The organism is Dactylosporangium maewongense (assembly GCF_039531485.1).
In the GTDB taxonomy this organism is placed as follows: domain Bacteria; phylum Actinomycetota; class Actinomycetes; order Mycobacteriales; family Micromonosporaceae; genus Dactylosporangium; species Dactylosporangium maewongense.
Window position 1 is genome coordinate 72,274 of record NZ_BAAAQD010000040.1, and the last position, 14,660, is coordinate 86,933.

Genomic DNA, 14,660 nt, shown 5'->3' on the forward strand with positions numbered 1-14,660 from the left:
GGATAACCGACCGCTTGTGGACAGGCTCGCGTCAGCGCTGATGATCTGCTACGCGCTGGTCGTACACCTCAGAAAGCCGCATGGGCGAGGTTAGAGGTGAACACTTCCCAGACCCCGCGGCGGCGCACCAGCAACTTGCGCGACAGCAGGTGCGGGTCGCCGGCGAAGAAGACCCTGTCGATCGCGCGCCGGACCTTCGCGAGGCCGGGCGGGGACTGGGAGCCGGTCACGATCACGACGTCGCGCGCAGGCACGCCGACCACGAGCTCACCGGGCACGGCACGCTCCAGGCCTGCCCAGAACGGCTCGGCGAGCAGCAACGTCGAGGCGACCCCGTCGAACTGGAGCATCAGCGCGGGCGGCTGGCCGTGGACCTGAGCGGCGCCGAGCCGTTGGTCGAGGTTGTGCGCAGCCTGGCGGCGCAGCATCCGGCGGGGCATCTCCATGCGCTGCAGCTCGGCCCAGGTGACGAGGCGTTGCCCGAACGGCGGTCCGTAGCTGTAGCCGACCCCGAGGCCACCCATGAACTCGTCGACCACGGGCGCGTACACATCTTCGCGACGGATGTCGCGAAGCGGCGCGAGAACGGGGAGGAGCATGGGCTGCACGCATGCAAAGTAGGACGCTGACGGATGTGAGACAAGCTCTTGTTTTCGCACCATTTGCTTGCTAGTGCCCCGACGGCCGCCATGAAAAATTGTCGGTGGGGGTCGGTAGTGTCCCGAGCATGGCGATTCGAAGACTCCACGCCGACGCGATCGGGATGTTGCTGGGCGGTGTGCTGGATGCTGTGTTCGGCGATCCGCGCAGGTGGCACCCTGTCGCGGGGTTCGGGCGGTTCGCAGGGGCGGTCGAGCGGCGCACCTATGCCGACGACCGGGCCGCGGGAGCGCGATTCACTCTGGTCGCCGTGGGTGCGCCTGTACTGGTGGCCGCGGCGACGGCCTGGTTGACCAGGCGAAGGCCGATCGCCCGCACTCTGGTTGTGGCCGGTGCGACCTGGGCCGCGCTGGGCGGCACGAGCCTCGCGCGGGAGGGACGGGTGATGGCCGACCGGCTCGACGGCGGCGACCTGGATTCCGCGCGGGCGCAGCTGCCGAATCTCTGCGGGAGGGATCCGTCCGCGCTCGGTGCGCCAGAGCTGGCCCGGGCGACGGTGGAGTCCGTCGCGGAGAACACGTCGGACGCCGTCGTCGGCCCGCTGTTCTGGGGCGCGGTCGCGGGGCTGCCGGGCATCGTCGGGTATCGGGCGGTCAACACGTTGGATGCGATGGTCGGTCACCGCTCGGCTCGGTATGCGAGGTTCGGCACCGCCTCGGCGCGCCTCGACGACCTCGCCAACCTGGTGCCGTCGAGGGTGACGGCGGCGCTGACGGTCGCCGCCGCGCCGGCCGTCGGAGGGCGGCCCGGCGAGGCGCTGCGGGTGTGGCTGCGCGACGGAGGTCGGCATCCGAGCCCGAATTCGGGGCAGTGCGAGGCGGCCGCCGCCGGCGCGCTGGGGATTCGGCTCGGAGGCCGCAACGTGTACGGGTCCCGGGTCGAGCACAGGCCGCACCTCGGCGACGGCGGGCCACCCGCCCCGCGTGACGTCCGCCGGGCCGCGACCTTGTCCGTCGTCGTCGGCGCGGCCGCTTTAGGCCTCGCGTGCGCGCTCCGGGCGGGCGCCGCTCGCCGCCGCGCCAAGCCGACCGGTGTCGGGCTGCGGGGCGAGGGCGCGGCGTGAACGGTCGGGAGCGGAGGCTGCTGTGCTCGGCTCGCGGTGGCGGCGGAGCGTGGCGGGAGACGCCGGCGTGAGTGGCTCGGGGCGGAGTGGAGGGCGGCGAGCGGTGGGTGCAGCGCTTGGTTCACGGTGGCGGCGGAGCGTGGCGGGAGATGCCGGCGTGAGCGGTTCGGGGCGGAGTGGAGGGCGGCGAGCGGTGGGTGCAGCGCTTGGTTCACGGTGGCGGCGGAGCGTGGCGGGAGATGCCGGCGTGAGCGGTTCGGGGCGGAGTGGAGGGCGGCGAGCGGTGGGTGCAGCGCTTGGTTCACGGTGGCGGCGGAGCGTGGCGGAGGTGGCGGCGTGAGTGGTCCGGGGCGGAGTGGAGGGCTGCGAGCCGGGGGTGCAGTGCCTGGCCCGCGGCGACGGCTCGGAGCGGAGGTGATGGCGTGAGCGGGCTGCTGGTTGCCGGCACGACGTCCGACGCGGGCAAGAGCATGCTCACCGCGGGGATCTGCCGCTGGTTGCGCAGGCGGGGCGTGGACGTCGCTCCGTTCAAGGCGCAGAACATGTCGAACAACTCGGCGATCGCGGTGGACGGCGGTGAGATCGGCCGGGCGCAGGCTCTGCAGGCGTATGCGTGCGGGTTGGAGCCCAGCGTCAGGTTCAACCCGGTGCTGCTCAAGCCGGGCTCCGACCGGCAGAGCCAGGTCGTCGTGCTCGGGCAGGCGACGGGGTATATCGGCGCCCGTAACTACCACGAGATCAAGGACCGGCTGCGCGGCACGGTGCTGGAGACGCTGCGCGAGCTGCGGGCCAAGCACGAGGTGGTGATCTGTGAGGGCGCCGGGAGTCCCGCCGAGATCAACCTGAGGGCCGGCGACCTGGCCAACATGGGCCTCGCCAGGGCGGCGGACCTGCCCGTCATCGTGGTCGGCGACATCGACAGGGGAGGGGTGTTCGCCGCGCTGTACGGCACGCTCGCTCTCCTCGACGCCGAGGACCAGGCGCTGATCTCGGGCTTCGTGATTAACAAGTTCCGCGGGGACTCGGGGCTGCTCCGGCCGGGCGTCGACTCGCTCACGGAGCTGACCGGCCGGCCGACGCTCGGGGTGGTGCCCTGGTCCACGGAGCTGTGGCTCGACGGCGAGGACTCGCTGGCGTACGACGGGCGGGTCCTCGGCCGGCCCGCGCCGCCGCGTGGCGGACAGTGGCTGCGGGTCGCCGTGGTCCGCCTGCCGCGGGTGTCCAACGCCACCGATGCCGAGGCGTTCGCCGCGGAGCCGGGGGTGCAGGTGCGGCTCACGGTCGAGCCCGCCGACCTCGCCGACGTGGACCTGGTCGTGCTGCCGGGCACCAAGTCCACTGTGGACGACCTGCACTGGCTGCGGGAGCGGGGTCTGGCGGACGCGGTGCTGGCCCACGCGGCGTCCGGCCGGCCGGTTCTCGGGATCTGCGGCGGGTTCCAGATGTTGTCCGAGCGGATCTTCGACGACGTGGAGAGCCGCCGCGGCGCGGTGCCGGGGCTGGGGCTGCTGCCGGTGGAGGTCACGTTCGCGGACCGCAAGACCCTCGGACGCGTGACCGGCACCGGGCTCGGGTCGCAGCCGGTGCGGGGGTACGAGATCCACCACGGCGTGGTGAGCCGGGCGGCGGAAGGCCTTACGCCGTTGATCCGCCTGGCCGACGGCACGGGTGAGGGCGCCGTGTCCGGCAACGTGTTCGGCACGCACTGGCACGGGGCGTTCGAGACCGACGAGTTCCGGCGGGCGTTCCTGACCGAGGCCGCGCGCCTGGCCGGCCGGCACGGGTTCCAGGTCGCGCCGGACACGTCGTTCGCGGCGCTGCGGGAGCGGACCGTCGATGTGCTGGGCGACCTGGTCGAGGAGCACCTCGACACGACGGCGCTGTGGCGGCTGATCGAGGGTGGCGCACCCAGCGGCCTGCCGACCGTCGTCCCAGCGCTGAGAGCATCCGCCCCGAGCGCGCCTGGCGCCGAGCCCACATCGGCGCCAGCGGTGCCTGCCGGCGTCGCCGGGACACCGGGCGGTGCGGCGGGACCTGCTCCAAGTGCGCCTCGTGCGGAGTCCGGGGCGGTGCTGTCCGGCAGCGTTCCGGGATCGCCGGACGATGGGGCGGAAAGCGTCCTGAGCGCGCCTCACGACGAGCCTGTGCCGGCGCCGGTGGTGGCCGGCGACCTTCCGGGGTCGCCAGGTGATGCGGGCGGCGGGAGCGTCACGGTGGATCGGGGGGTGTCATGAGCGCCGGGGGCGGGGGCATCGGGACGTACAGCGCGCTGGCGAAGGAGGTCCTCGGACGGGAGGCGCGCCTGGGTGATGTGCGGCTGGTGGCGGTCGACGGGCGGGCGGGGTCGGGGAAGACCACGTTCGCGGGACGGCTGGCGCGGGCGTTGCGGCACGCCGGTGTGGACGTCGCCGAGTTGCACACCGACGACTTCCTGGACGGGTGGGCGGAGCTGGAGGCGTGGCGGCCGAGGCTGGAGCGGTGGGTGTTCGCGCCGTTCAAGGCGGGTGAGGACGCGCGGTACCGGCGGTATGACTGGGTGCGGGAGCGGCTGCGCGACGAATGGGAGCCGTTGCGGCGGCCAGACGTGCTGGTCGTCGAGGGGGTCGGCAGCGCGGGGGTGCAGGACCTGACGTTCGCCGTGTGTGTCCACGCGCCGCGGGCGCTGCGGCTGGAGCGGGGGCTGATCCGCGACGGCGAGGCGTTACGGCCGCAGTGGGAGCGGTGGATGGCCGAAGAGGACCGGTTCTTCGGTGAGGGCGCGGCGCCGCGCACGGTCGACGTGCACGTAGACGGGGCGCCGGGCGAGGAGCACGACCCGCAGAATGAGTACTTCATCCTCGCGGGCGGGTAGACGGGTGTTGCGCAGGTGCGGGACGATCCGGGAGGCGGCCGGACACGATCCGGATGCGACGGGGAGGCGGAGCGAATGACCACGAACGACGTGCAACGCCGGCGGGTGGTGCTGACCGGGATCAGTTCCCGGGCGTGGGAGCACCCGGCGGACAGGGGTGCCCTGGTGGCGCTGCGGGAGTTGCGCGGGTTCGACGACGCGCTGAAGTCGCTGCACGCCCTGTGGAACGAGCGGGCGTGGCGCCTGGAGTTCCTCGGCAACGCGATCCGCGTCGACCACCGGCAGTTCCCGCGGGTGCACCGGCTGATGGCGGAGGCCGCCGCGTCGCTCGACGTCGCGGACCTGCCCGAGCTGTACGTGCACAGCGACCGCTCGATCAACGGCATGTGCATCGGCATGTCGAAGCCGTTTATCGTGATCAACCGGGGCTGTCTGGAGCTGCTCGACGACGAGGAGCTGCGCTGCCTGCTCGGGCACGAGCTGGGGCACCTGGTGAGCGGGCACGCGGTGTACCGCACGATGGTGCTGATCCTGACGGACTGGGCGGTGCGGCTCGCGTGGCTGCCGGTCGGGTCGATGGTGCTGCGGGCGATCGTGGCCGCGCTCATGGAGTGGTGGCGCAAGGCCGAGCTGTCCGCGGACCGGGCCGGGCTGCTCGCGTGCCAGGACCCGGCGGCGTCGCTGCGGCTGTCGATGAAGCTGGCCGGCGGCGGTGACCTGTCCGAGGTCGACACGACCGCGTTCCTGGAGCAGGCCGCTGAGTTCGAGCGGGCCGGTGACCTGCGGGACAGCCTGATCAAGATCCGGATGGTGACGGCGCGGTCGCACCCGATGCCGGTGGCGCGGGCCGCCGAGGTCCGGGCGTGGATCGACCGCGGGGAGTACCAGCGCATCCTCGGCGGCGAGTATCCGCGTCGCGCCGACGACGGGGACGCTTCGGTCAGCGAGGAGATCAAGGCGGCGGCCGCGTCGTACCGGGAGGCGTTCTCACGGTCGCAGGATCCGCTGGTGTCGCTGCTGCGCAAGCTCGGCGACGGGGCGTCGGAGGTCGGCGACTGGGTCGGCGCCGGCGCGGGCAAGATGCGCGGCTGGATGCGCGGAAACGGGTCCAACGGCACAGACGACCAGTCGGCGAAGTAAGTTCCGGGTATGACAGTGCTCACCGAAGAAGAGCTCCGCGCCGCGATCCGGCGGGAGATGCCCGGGGTCCGCGCCGATCTGGAGCGGCTCGTGCGCATCCCAGGCATCGCGTTCACGGGGTTTGACCACAGCCACGTCGAGCGTTCCGCCGAAGCGGTGGCGGAGCTGCTGCGCGGCGCCGGGATTCCGGATGTGCGGCTGGTCCGGAAGGGTGGGCAGCCGGCGGTGCTGGGTCGCAGGCCCGCGCCGCCCGGAGCGCCGACGGTGCTGCTGTATGCGCACCACGACGTCCAACCGGTCGGCGACCGCTCGCAGTGGCTGAGCGACCCGTTCGAGCCCGAGGAGCGCGACGGCCGCCTGTACGGGCGCGGCACCGCTGACGACAAGGCCGGCGTCATGGCGCACATCGCGGCGCTGCGCGCGTTCGGAGACGACCTGCCGGTCGGCGTGGTGCTGTTCATCGAGGGCGAGGAGGAGTTCGGCTCCGAGTCGCTGGAGGACCTGCTGCGCGAGCACCGCGACGAGATCGCCTCGGACGTGATCGTGATCGCGGACTCGGGCAACTGGGACGTCGGCCAGCCGGCGCTGACGACCGGGCTGCGGGGCATCGTCAACGGGTTCTTCGAGGTGCGGGTCCTCGAGCAGGCCGTGCACAGCGGCATGTTCGGCGGTGCCGTGCCCGACGCGTTGATCACCCTGTCCCGGTTGATCTCGACGCTGCACGACGACGCGGGTGACGTCGCGGTGGAAGGCCTGGTCAGCACGCAGTCGGCGCCGCTGGACTACCCCGAGGACCGGTTCCGCGAGGAGGCCGGCATGATCGACGGGGTTCAGTTCATCGGCAGCGGGCGGCTGGTCGAGCGCCTGTGGACGCGGCCGTCGATCTCGATCCTCGGCATCGACGCGCCGGCCACCGAAGGCGCACCCAACGCGTTGATCCCGGTCGCGAAGGCCAAGTTCAGCGTGCGGATCGCACCCGGTGACTCGGCGCAGCGGGTGTACGACACGATGGTCGCCCACCTGGAGCGGCACGTTCCCTGGGGCGCGAAGGTCACGGTGACGCTCGAGCAGCTCGGTGAGCCGTGCGTGATCGACGCGACCGGGCCGGTGTACGAGGCTGCCCGCCAGGCGTTCACCGAGGCGTGGGACGGCGTGAGCCCGGTCGACATGGGCGTGGGCGGGTCGATCCCGTTCATCGCGACGTTCCAGGAGATGTTCCCCAAGGCAGCGATCCTGGTCACGGGCGTCGAGGACCCGAGCACCAAGGCGCACGGGCCCAACGAGAGCCTGCACCTGGGCGAGTTCGAGCGGGTCTGCGTCGCCGAGGCCCTGCTGCTGGCGAAGGTGGCCAAGGTCGCCGACACCGCCTGACGCAAACCCCGGAGCGTTCCGGCCCGGCCACTGAGCCGGGCCGGAACATCAGCCCGCCCGCCCAGCGAGGACGAACCACCAGGCCACGAAGGGCAGGCCGCGCCGAGGTGGGACGGGTCGGGTCGGGTCGGGCCGCGATGGGTCAGGCCGCGATGGGTCAGGCCGCGACGGGTCAGGCCGCGACGGGTCAGGCTGGGCCGTGACGGGTCGGTTCGGGACACGACGCGGGCAGGACGCGGCGATCCGGGAGCGGTCAGGCTGTGACCCGAGTTGAAGTCGAATCCGGGCCGCGGCGCTGACGGAACGCCACACCCCGATCACCGCGCCCGAACGTCAGACGACAAGGCCGCGGTGCTGAGGGGTCAGCGGGCCGCGGCCGGGAGTGTCAGAAGGCGGGGAAGGTCAGCCGCGCGGGGGCAGCTTCACGACGCTGACGAAGAACTCGTCGATCTGGCGGACGACGGCGATGAAGCTGTCGAAGTCGACCGGCTTCGTCACGTAGGCGTTCGCGTGCAGGGAGTAGCTGCGCAGGATGTCCTCGTCGGCCTGGGAGGTGGTCAGGACGACGACGGGAATGCGGCGCAGGTCCGGGTCCTCCTTGATGGCCTGCAGGACCTGGCGGCCGTCGACGCGGGGCAGGTTGAGGTCCAGCAGGATGAGGTCGGGCCGGGGGGCGTCCGCGTGCGGGCCTTCGCGCCGCAGGTAGGCCAGGGCCTCCTCGCCGTCCTGGACGACGTTGAGCTTGTTGCGGACCTTGTGCTCCTCGAACGCCTCCTGCGTCATCAGCACGTCGCCCGGGTCGTCCTCAACCAGGAGCACCTCGATCGGCAGGGACGACTCCCTGGGTGCGGTCATTGAACGGACTCCTCAAGCGAAGACGACGACGCAGACGAAGACGCAACCGAAGACGAAGACGAAAGCGCAGCGGCGGGATCAGATACAGGTACAGGCAGCGTGAACCGGAACAGCGTACCTTCGGTCTGCGACGGGTCGATCCAGATCCTGCCGCCGTGGTATTCGACGATTTTCTTCGCGATCGCCAGGCCGATGCCGGTCCCGGGGTAGGCGTCCTTCGCGTGCAGGCGCTGGAAGATGACGAAGACCTTGTCGGCGAACTCGGGCTCGATGCCGATGCCGTTGTCCTCGACGCTGAACTCGTACTCCTCGCCGACCTGCTGGCAGTCGATGAGGATGTGCGGGGTGCGGTCGGGGTGGCGGAACTTCAGCGCGTTGCCGATGAGGTTGCTGAAGAGGGCTCCGAGCAGCGGTTCCTCCCCTCGTACGACGGGCAGGTCGACGAAGGTGATCTCCGCGCTGGTCGACTCGCGCTGCGACTCGAACTGCTCGGCGGAGTCGACGACGACCTTGTTGAGGTCGATGTCGGCGAAGCCACTGGTGAGCCGGCCGATGCGGGAGAAGGCGAGCAGGTCGTTGATCAGCCGTTGCATGCGCTGGGCGCCGTCGACAGCGAAGGCGATGTACTGGTCCGCCCGTTCGTCCAGCTGCCTCGCGTACCGACGCTGCAAAAGCTGGCAGAAGGAGGCGACCTTCCGGAGGGGCTCCTGCAGGTCGTGGGAGGCGACGTAGGCGAACTGCTCGAGGTCGCGGTTGGACCTCGTCAGCTCGGCGGCCTGCTGCTCGAGCATCCGGTTGGCCTCCTCGACCAGCCGGCGTGCCTCGACGACGTCCTGCAGCTCGGTGTTGATCCGCCGGCGCATCGTGTCGACGTCGGAGGCGAGCGCGGCCAGCTCCGGGGGGCCGCCGCCGGTGATCGCGTGGTCGTAGTTGCCGCCCGCGACGATGCGCACTTCGGCGGCGAGCTCGGTCACGGGCCGGGTCACCAGCCGCCGCAGGAGCAGCGCCAGCGCGACGCCCGCGAAGATGATCACGATCCCGGCGAAGGCGAGCAGCACGATCAGCACGTTGCCGGAGGACCGGACCTCGGCGGCGACGGTGTCGCGCCGGGTGCTCAGTCCGCTGCGCAACGCGTCGATCTCGCTGGAGGCCGCGGTGTAGACGGCCCGTGAGGCGGCGGTCGGCGTCGCGCGTTCGGCGCTTGGGCCGTCCGTGCGGGTCTGCGCGATCAGCGGCTCGGTGATTTCGCGTCGGAACCGTGAGGTCGCCGCCGCGACGTCGTGGACGGTGCTGAGCAGGGCGGGCTCGTCGGCGAGGAGTCGCTCGGTATCGGCGAGGATCTCCGTCTCGGACTGCTGCGCGGCCTTGTACGTGTCGAGGTCACTCTCCCTGCCGGTCAGCAGGAACGTGCGGGCGCTCGTCTGCTGGCGCAGCAGCTGCGAGTTCAGCTGCTCGGTGTTGACGAGCGCGGGCGTGAGCCGGTCCATCACCTTCGTCGTGTCCGCCCGGTTGGCGGCCGCGGTGACGGTGGCGCTGACGGCGATGAGCCCGAGCAGGCCCGCGACGACCGCGCAGAGCGCGATGATCCGGCGCCAGAGCGACCATCTGGTCGGGTTCAACGCGAACTCCTCGGATCCAGCAGCAGGACGGCGATGTCGTCGGACAGCGGCCCGCCGTTGTGGCCCTCGGCCTGCGCCGCGAGCCAGGCCGGCAGGTCGCGGGGGAGCGCGCGGCCGGGGTCCTTCAGCACGTCGACGATCCCTTCGATGCCGAGGCGTTCGCCGCCGGACGCGTCCGGGCCGGCGCTGCCTTCGATGAGGCCGTCGGTGTACAGCAGGAGCTGCCAGCCGGGTTCGCCCAGGCGCACCTCGGTGGCCGGGCGGGGAACGCCGGGCATCACGCCCAGCACGAGCCCTGGCCGAACGGCACACGGCTCGACCCGGTCGCCGGCGATCAGGATCGGGGGCGGGTGGCCGGCGAGCCGGATCCGGGCGGTGCCCTCGGCGAGGTTGACGGTGGCGACCGCGACCGTGGCGAACAGCTCGTCGGTGCGCCGCTCGCTCACCAGCACCTGCTCCAGAGAGTCCAGGATGTGGTCCTCCGGTACGCCGGCGAGGACCAGCGCCCGCCAGGCGACGCGCAGCGCCACCCCGAGCGGCGCCTCGTCGACGCCGTGCCCGCAGACGTCGCCGATGAGCAGGTGCAGGTGGGTGCCGTCGACGCCGATCGCGTCGAAGAAGTCGCCGCCGAGCAGGCCCCGGTCGCGGCCGGGCCGGTAGATGGACCACAGGTCCGCCTGTACACCCGCCATGATCGGTTTGGGCAGCAGGCCGCGCTCGAGCCGGGCCGACTCCGCCTGCCGCAGCTCCGATTCGCGCAGCAGCCGGGCCTGCTCGTCGGCCCGCTTGCGTTCGACGGCGTAACGGACGGCCCGCGACAGACCGGTACCGTCGACGGCGCCCTTGACGAGATAGTCCTGTGCGCCCTCGGCGACCGCCGCAGTGCCCAGGTGCTCGTCCTCCAGGCCGGTGAGCACGCACACCGCGACCCGGCCGGCGTCGTGCAGCACCTGCCGCAGCCCGTCCAGGCCGCTCGCGTCGGGCAGCCCGAGGTCGAGCAGCACGCAGTGCACCTCGCGCAGCAGCGGCCGGGCCTCCCGCATCGTCTGTGCGACCCTGACGTCGAACGGCGCGTCGGCCTCCGCGAGCAGCTCCTGGACCAGGAACGCGTCACCGGGATCGTCCTCGACGAGCAGCACCCGGATGCGTTCGCCCGTGTGCAGGCCGAGGCGCCGGTTGCGCAGGTCGGCCGTCGTGCCGACGTCAGGCATGCGCACACCCTCCCGGTGGGTGCGGTAGTTGTCGCGCGGCACACATGGGGACGATCCTTCCCTACCTGACGACTTCGTGCATGTGCGGGTGCAGTGTCTCAGCCGGAGTGGCCGCCGTCACCACACATCCATTGCGTCCTACCGGTGGATAGGCTTCCCGCGTGCACGGGCTCGAGAACATCGTCGGACTGATCGCCGTCGTCGTCGCCACCTCCGTGGTGGCCCGGCGGATCGGTGTGCTGTCACCCATCCTGCTGGTGCTGGTCGGGATCGGTATCTCCTTCATTCCCGGTGTGCTGGAGATCGAGCTGGACCCGGAGATGGTGCTGCTCGGGATCCTGCCGCCCATCTTGTACGTCGCGGCGCTGGAGACCTCGGTTCCCGCGTTCCGCTTCAATCTCCGGCCGATCCTGCTGCTCGCCGTCGGACTGGTCCTGTTCACCGCCGCGGCCGTCGGCTTCACGCTCCACGCGCTCCTGCCGCAGGTGCCCCTGGCCATGTGTTTCGCGCTCGGTGCGGTCGTCGCGCCGCCCGACGCGGTCGCGGCCACCGCCGTCGCCCGCCGCATCGGCCTGCCGCGGCGGATCGTCACCGTGCTGGAGGGCGAGAGCCTCATCAACGACGCGACCGCCCTCGTCACGCTGCGGGTGGCGGTCGCCGCCGCGGTCGGCGAGGCGGTCGACACCTGGTCGATCACCCAGACGGCGTCGCTCGCCGTGCTCGGGGGTGTCGGCATCGGCATCGTCGGCGGCATCGTCCTCGGGTACGTGCACAAGAAGGTCGAGAACCCGCTCATCGACAACGCGATCTCGCTGCTCACGCCGTGGGTGGTGTTCCTGCCGGCGGAGAGCATCCACGCCTCCGGCGTCGTCGCGGTCGTCGTCACCGGTCTCGCCCTCGGGCACAGGATGCCGACACTCATGTCCGCCGCCTCCCGGCTGCAGATGGACGCTTTCTGGCGGATGGTGAAGTTCCTCCTCGAAGGGGCGGTATTCCTCCTCGTCGGCCTGCAGCTGCGCGCGCTCATCGAGCAGGTCGAGCGGTCGTTCTGGTTCACGTTCGGCTGCCTCGCCGCCGTCGTCGGGGTCGTGATCGTCGCCCGGATCGTGTGGCTGTTCCCGACCGTGTACCTCGCCCGGCTGATCCCACGGGTCCGCCGCCGTGACCCGTCGCCGACGTTCGCGGCGCCCGCCGTCATCTCCTGGGCCGGCATGCGGGGCGCGGTGACCCTCGCCGCGGCGCTCTCGCTGCCGTCGCCGCAGCAGGCCGGCGCCTATCCGCGCGGACTCTTCGTGATCCTGGCCTTCGGGGTGATCGTGGCGACGCTGGTGCTGCAGGGCGCGACGCTGCCGACCGTGGCCCGCTGGCTGAAGGTCCCCGGCGACGACGAGAAGGAGGACGCGCTCGCCGAGGCGTCGGTGCAGCACGAGGCGAGCCGGGCCGGCAAGGCCCGCCTGGAGGAGGTCGCCGACGACGCGCCCGACGGGGTCGTCGAACGGCTGCGGCAGGTCGCGCTCAGCCGCTCCAACCTGGCCTGGGAGCGTCTCGGCCGATCCGACCGGGAAACGCCGTCGGCCGCGTACGCTCGCCTGCGGCGCGAGATGCTGAACGCCGAACGCGAGGTCTTCCGGCGCGCCCGCGACACCGGCAAGATCCCCGAGGAGACGCTGCGCCAGGCGCAGCGCGACATGGACCTGGAAGAGTCACTGCTGGAGCGAGGAGATCTGTGACCTGCCCGCACATTGAAGCCGCGGAGAAGCTGGACATTCCGGAGGTCGAGGGATGTCCGGAATGTATCGAGATGGGCTTCACCGACTGGGTCCACCTGCGCCAGTGCCTCACCTGTGGGCACGTCGCGTGCTGCGACTCCTCCCCGCGCCGGCACGCCACGCAGCACTTCCTCACCACCCATCACCCCGTCATGCGCTCGATCGAGCCCGGCGAGTACTGGCGCTGGTGTTACCTGGACGAGACCATCGGCTAGCTTTTCCCGCCCTTCCTACCTGCGAGTATGCGTTTCTCAGCGGTTTCTAAGGAGACGCCGGACACAATCATCACCAGTTGGGCATGGAACGGGGTGCATTCGTGTTGCCATGGTCAACGGGGAATGGTCGACTGACGACGGGGTAGGGGGCGGACCATGGTGAGCGGGACATGGTAGACGCGGTCATGGACCTGGTGGCAGCTCCCGGTGTCCTGTACGCAACGATTCTCGTCCTTCTCACCGTCGACGCGTTCGTCCCGGTCGTCCCGGCCCAGGCCCTGATGATCGGCGGCGGCATCCTGTCCACCACCGGCCACGTCCAGCTGCTGCTGCTCGTCGCCGCGGGTGCCGTCGGCGCGGTCTCCGGCGACCTCCTGGCGTTCCTGCTCGGCCGCCGCCTGGCCCGCCGCGACGCCGGCACCCCTGACCGCCTGACCCGGCGCAAGCCCAGGGCGATCACCCTTCGCCTCAACGAAGCCATGCGCAAGCACATCTTCCTGGCCGTCCTCCTGTGCCGCTTCGTCCCCGCCGGCCGCATGATCACCGCCATCTACGCGGGCCGCAACGGCGTGTCGACCCGCCGTTTCGCCTCGTACGACGTTCTGGCCGCCACCCTCTGGGCCACCTACGGCGCGCTCCTCGGCCACTTCGGAGGCGAGGCGATCGCGGACTCGTCCTGGCTCCCGCTGGTCCTGGTGGCCGCCGCCGCCCTGCTTTTCCTCGCCGGCGCCCCGCTGCTCAGCTTCATCGGCCGCCTCCGCCGCCGCTCCGCGCCGGCCCCGGCGCTCGCGCTCGCTTCCTCCGGTTTCGCGGTGGCGGGGACTCCTGCCGCCAATTCGGCCGACGCGGACCCGCAGCCCTCGGCCGCGGGCGTTATCAGGCCTCGCCGCTCCTTCCGGGGCGCGGCCCTGGCCGCGAAGGTCGGCTTCGTCGGACGCGCCGTCCGCGCCGCCGGCGGCATGCCTGTCGTCGCTGCCGCCCCTCAGCCTGTACGCCGCCGCTGCCGCCGCTCGGCCGTCGAGACCCTCGCCGCCGCCGAGCCCTTGGCCGCCATCGAGGTCCTGGTCGCCGCCGAGGCCGTCGCCGCCGCCGAGTCGGTCGTGGTCCAGGTCAACGGTTTACAGAACGCCAGCTGACCACCCCGAGCGGATGGGCTCGGCCGCGGTGAGGCGCGCGCCACCCTGCTCGTGAACCAACGACGACGAGCGCGCCGCCGGCGGTCGGTGTGATGTGGATGGGTTGTGAGCGCCAACGACGGCGCTGGACCATGCGAGGACGGCGGCCGGGGAACATCACCGCGACCACTGCACGGACGGTGCCCACCCACCTGGCGCCCGGCCCACAACCGGACGGAAGAACCCACCTCCGCGCCGGCCTGTCCTGTGACCAGACGGATCGGTGAACCCGCACGCGGACAGCAACGCAACGTCAGCCGACCCGCAGGCGGATCCTTCAGCCGAAACCAGCCATCACCATGATCAAAGGACAATCCCGGTCACCCGGACGACCACCACACGACTTCGATCGAGAGGGGCGGCGTCAGCGGTCGACGCGATCCGTGCTGGTCGTGCAACCAGCGGCGCAGGACCACGCGAGACCCGCGGCCGCCACCTGACTGCTGGGGCGCGTGTGCGAGTTCGCCGGCTTTTGCGGGTCGATCGTGGCCATGGCCGGCGTGATCGAAGTCGCGTGGTGGGTAACTATTCAGGTGGTCGGCGTGTCTGATCGATGGTGATGGCTGGTTGTAGGACGATCGCGGGGTGTCGGAGCCTGTGATGCCTGTCGATCTGGCGGCGTTGGTGGCTGCGTAGGCTGTGGTGATTGCTGAGCAGGCGGCGACGATCGAGGCGTTGCGGGCTGAGTTGGCGGTGGTGCGGGCTGAGGCCGCGGAGTTGCGGCGCCGGTT

Annotated in this window: 11 protein-coding genes and 1 pseudogene; 8 read left to right on the forward strand and 4 right to left on the reverse strand. The window is 71.5% G+C overall.

Annotation, left to right across the window (positions count from 1 at the left end; translation table 11 throughout):
- Positions 1-68 precede the first annotated feature (68 nt).
- Positions 69-608, reverse strand: a complete 540-nt coding sequence (locus tag ABD332_RS53595; RefSeq protein WP_344513748.1) for a DUF1444 domain-containing protein — start codon at positions 606-608, stop codon at positions 69-71.
- Positions 609-727: 119 nt separating this feature from the next.
- Between ABD332_RS53595 and ABD332_RS53600 the strand changes: the two genes are divergently transcribed.
- The 5 genes and pseudogenes from ABD332_RS53600 (at position 728) to ABD332_RS53620 (ending at position 7,085) form a co-directional block, all read left to right on the forward strand.
- Positions 728-1,723, forward strand: a complete 996-nt coding sequence (locus ABD332_RS53600; RefSeq protein WP_344513750.1) for a cobalamin biosynthesis protein — start codon at positions 728-730, stop codon at positions 1,721-1,723.
- Positions 1,724-2,193: 470 nt separating this feature from the next.
- Positions 2,194-3,843: pseudogene (locus tag ABD332_RS53605) on the forward strand (cobyric acid synthase); the annotation flags it as partial.
- A gap of 110 nt (positions 3,844-3,953) precedes the next feature.
- A complete protein-coding gene (locus tag ABD332_RS53610; RefSeq protein ID WP_344513752.1) occupies positions 3,954-4,574 on the forward strand; it encodes a uridine kinase family protein in 621 nt (206 codons plus the stop codon).
- Between the two features lie 75 nt (positions 4,575-4,649).
- Positions 4,650-5,714: a M48 family metallopeptidase gene (locus ABD332_RS53615; RefSeq protein WP_344513754.1), complete on the forward strand. Its 1,065-nt coding sequence runs from the start codon at positions 4,650-4,652 to the stop codon at positions 5,712-5,714.
- Between the two features lie 9 nt (positions 5,715-5,723).
- Positions 5,724-7,085 carry a dipeptidase gene (locus ABD332_RS53620; RefSeq protein WP_344513756.1) on the forward strand — a complete coding sequence of 454 codons (1,362 nt, stop codon included), beginning with the start codon at positions 5,724-5,726 and terminating at the stop codon, positions 7,083-7,085.
- A gap of 402 nt (positions 7,086-7,487) precedes the next feature.
- Here the strand turns inward: ABD332_RS53620 and ABD332_RS53625 are convergent, their stop codons facing one another.
- The 3 genes from ABD332_RS53625 to ABD332_RS53635 are packed head-to-tail and all read right to left on the reverse strand — an operon-like array spanning position 7,488 to position 10,770.
- Positions 7,488-7,940 (reverse strand): response regulator, encoded by a 453-nt coding sequence (locus tag ABD332_RS53625; protein WP_203847877.1) that lies wholly within the window; start codon positions 7,938-7,940, stop codon positions 7,488-7,490.
- Positions 7,937-9,559: a sensor histidine kinase gene (locus ABD332_RS53630; protein ID WP_344513760.1), complete on the reverse strand. Its 1,623-nt coding sequence runs from the start codon at positions 9,557-9,559 to the stop codon at positions 7,937-7,939. Before ABD332_RS53630 ends, ABD332_RS53625 begins: the two co-directional genes overlap by 4 nt.
- Positions 9,556-10,770, reverse strand: coding sequence for a PP2C family protein-serine/threonine phosphatase (locus ABD332_RS53635; RefSeq protein WP_344513762.1), 1,215 nt, complete (start codon positions 10,768-10,770; stop codon positions 9,556-9,558). Before ABD332_RS53635 ends, ABD332_RS53630 begins: the two co-directional genes overlap by 4 nt.
- Positions 10,771-10,931: 161 nt before the next feature.
- Here ABD332_RS53635 and ABD332_RS53640 point away from each other — a divergent pair, with 161 nt between their 5' ends.
- The 3 genes from ABD332_RS53640 (at position 10,932) to ABD332_RS53650 (ending at position 13,890) form a co-directional block, all read left to right on the forward strand.
- Positions 10,932-12,500 (forward strand): Na+/H+ antiporter, encoded by a 1,569-nt coding sequence (locus ABD332_RS53640; protein ID WP_344513764.1) that lies wholly within the window; start codon positions 10,932-10,934, stop codon positions 12,498-12,500.
- Positions 12,501-12,571: 71 nt separating this feature from the next.
- Complete coding sequence (locus tag ABD332_RS53645; protein WP_344513766.1) at positions 12,572-12,754, forward strand: UBP-type zinc finger domain-containing protein; 183 nt, start codon at positions 12,572-12,574, stop codon at positions 12,752-12,754.
- Positions 12,755-12,924: 170 nt separating this feature from the next.
- On the forward strand, positions 12,925-13,890 hold the full coding sequence (locus tag ABD332_RS53650) for a DedA family protein (protein WP_344513768.1): 966 nt from the start codon (positions 12,925-12,927) through the stop codon (positions 13,888-13,890).
- Positions 13,891-14,660: the final 770 nt, after the last annotated feature.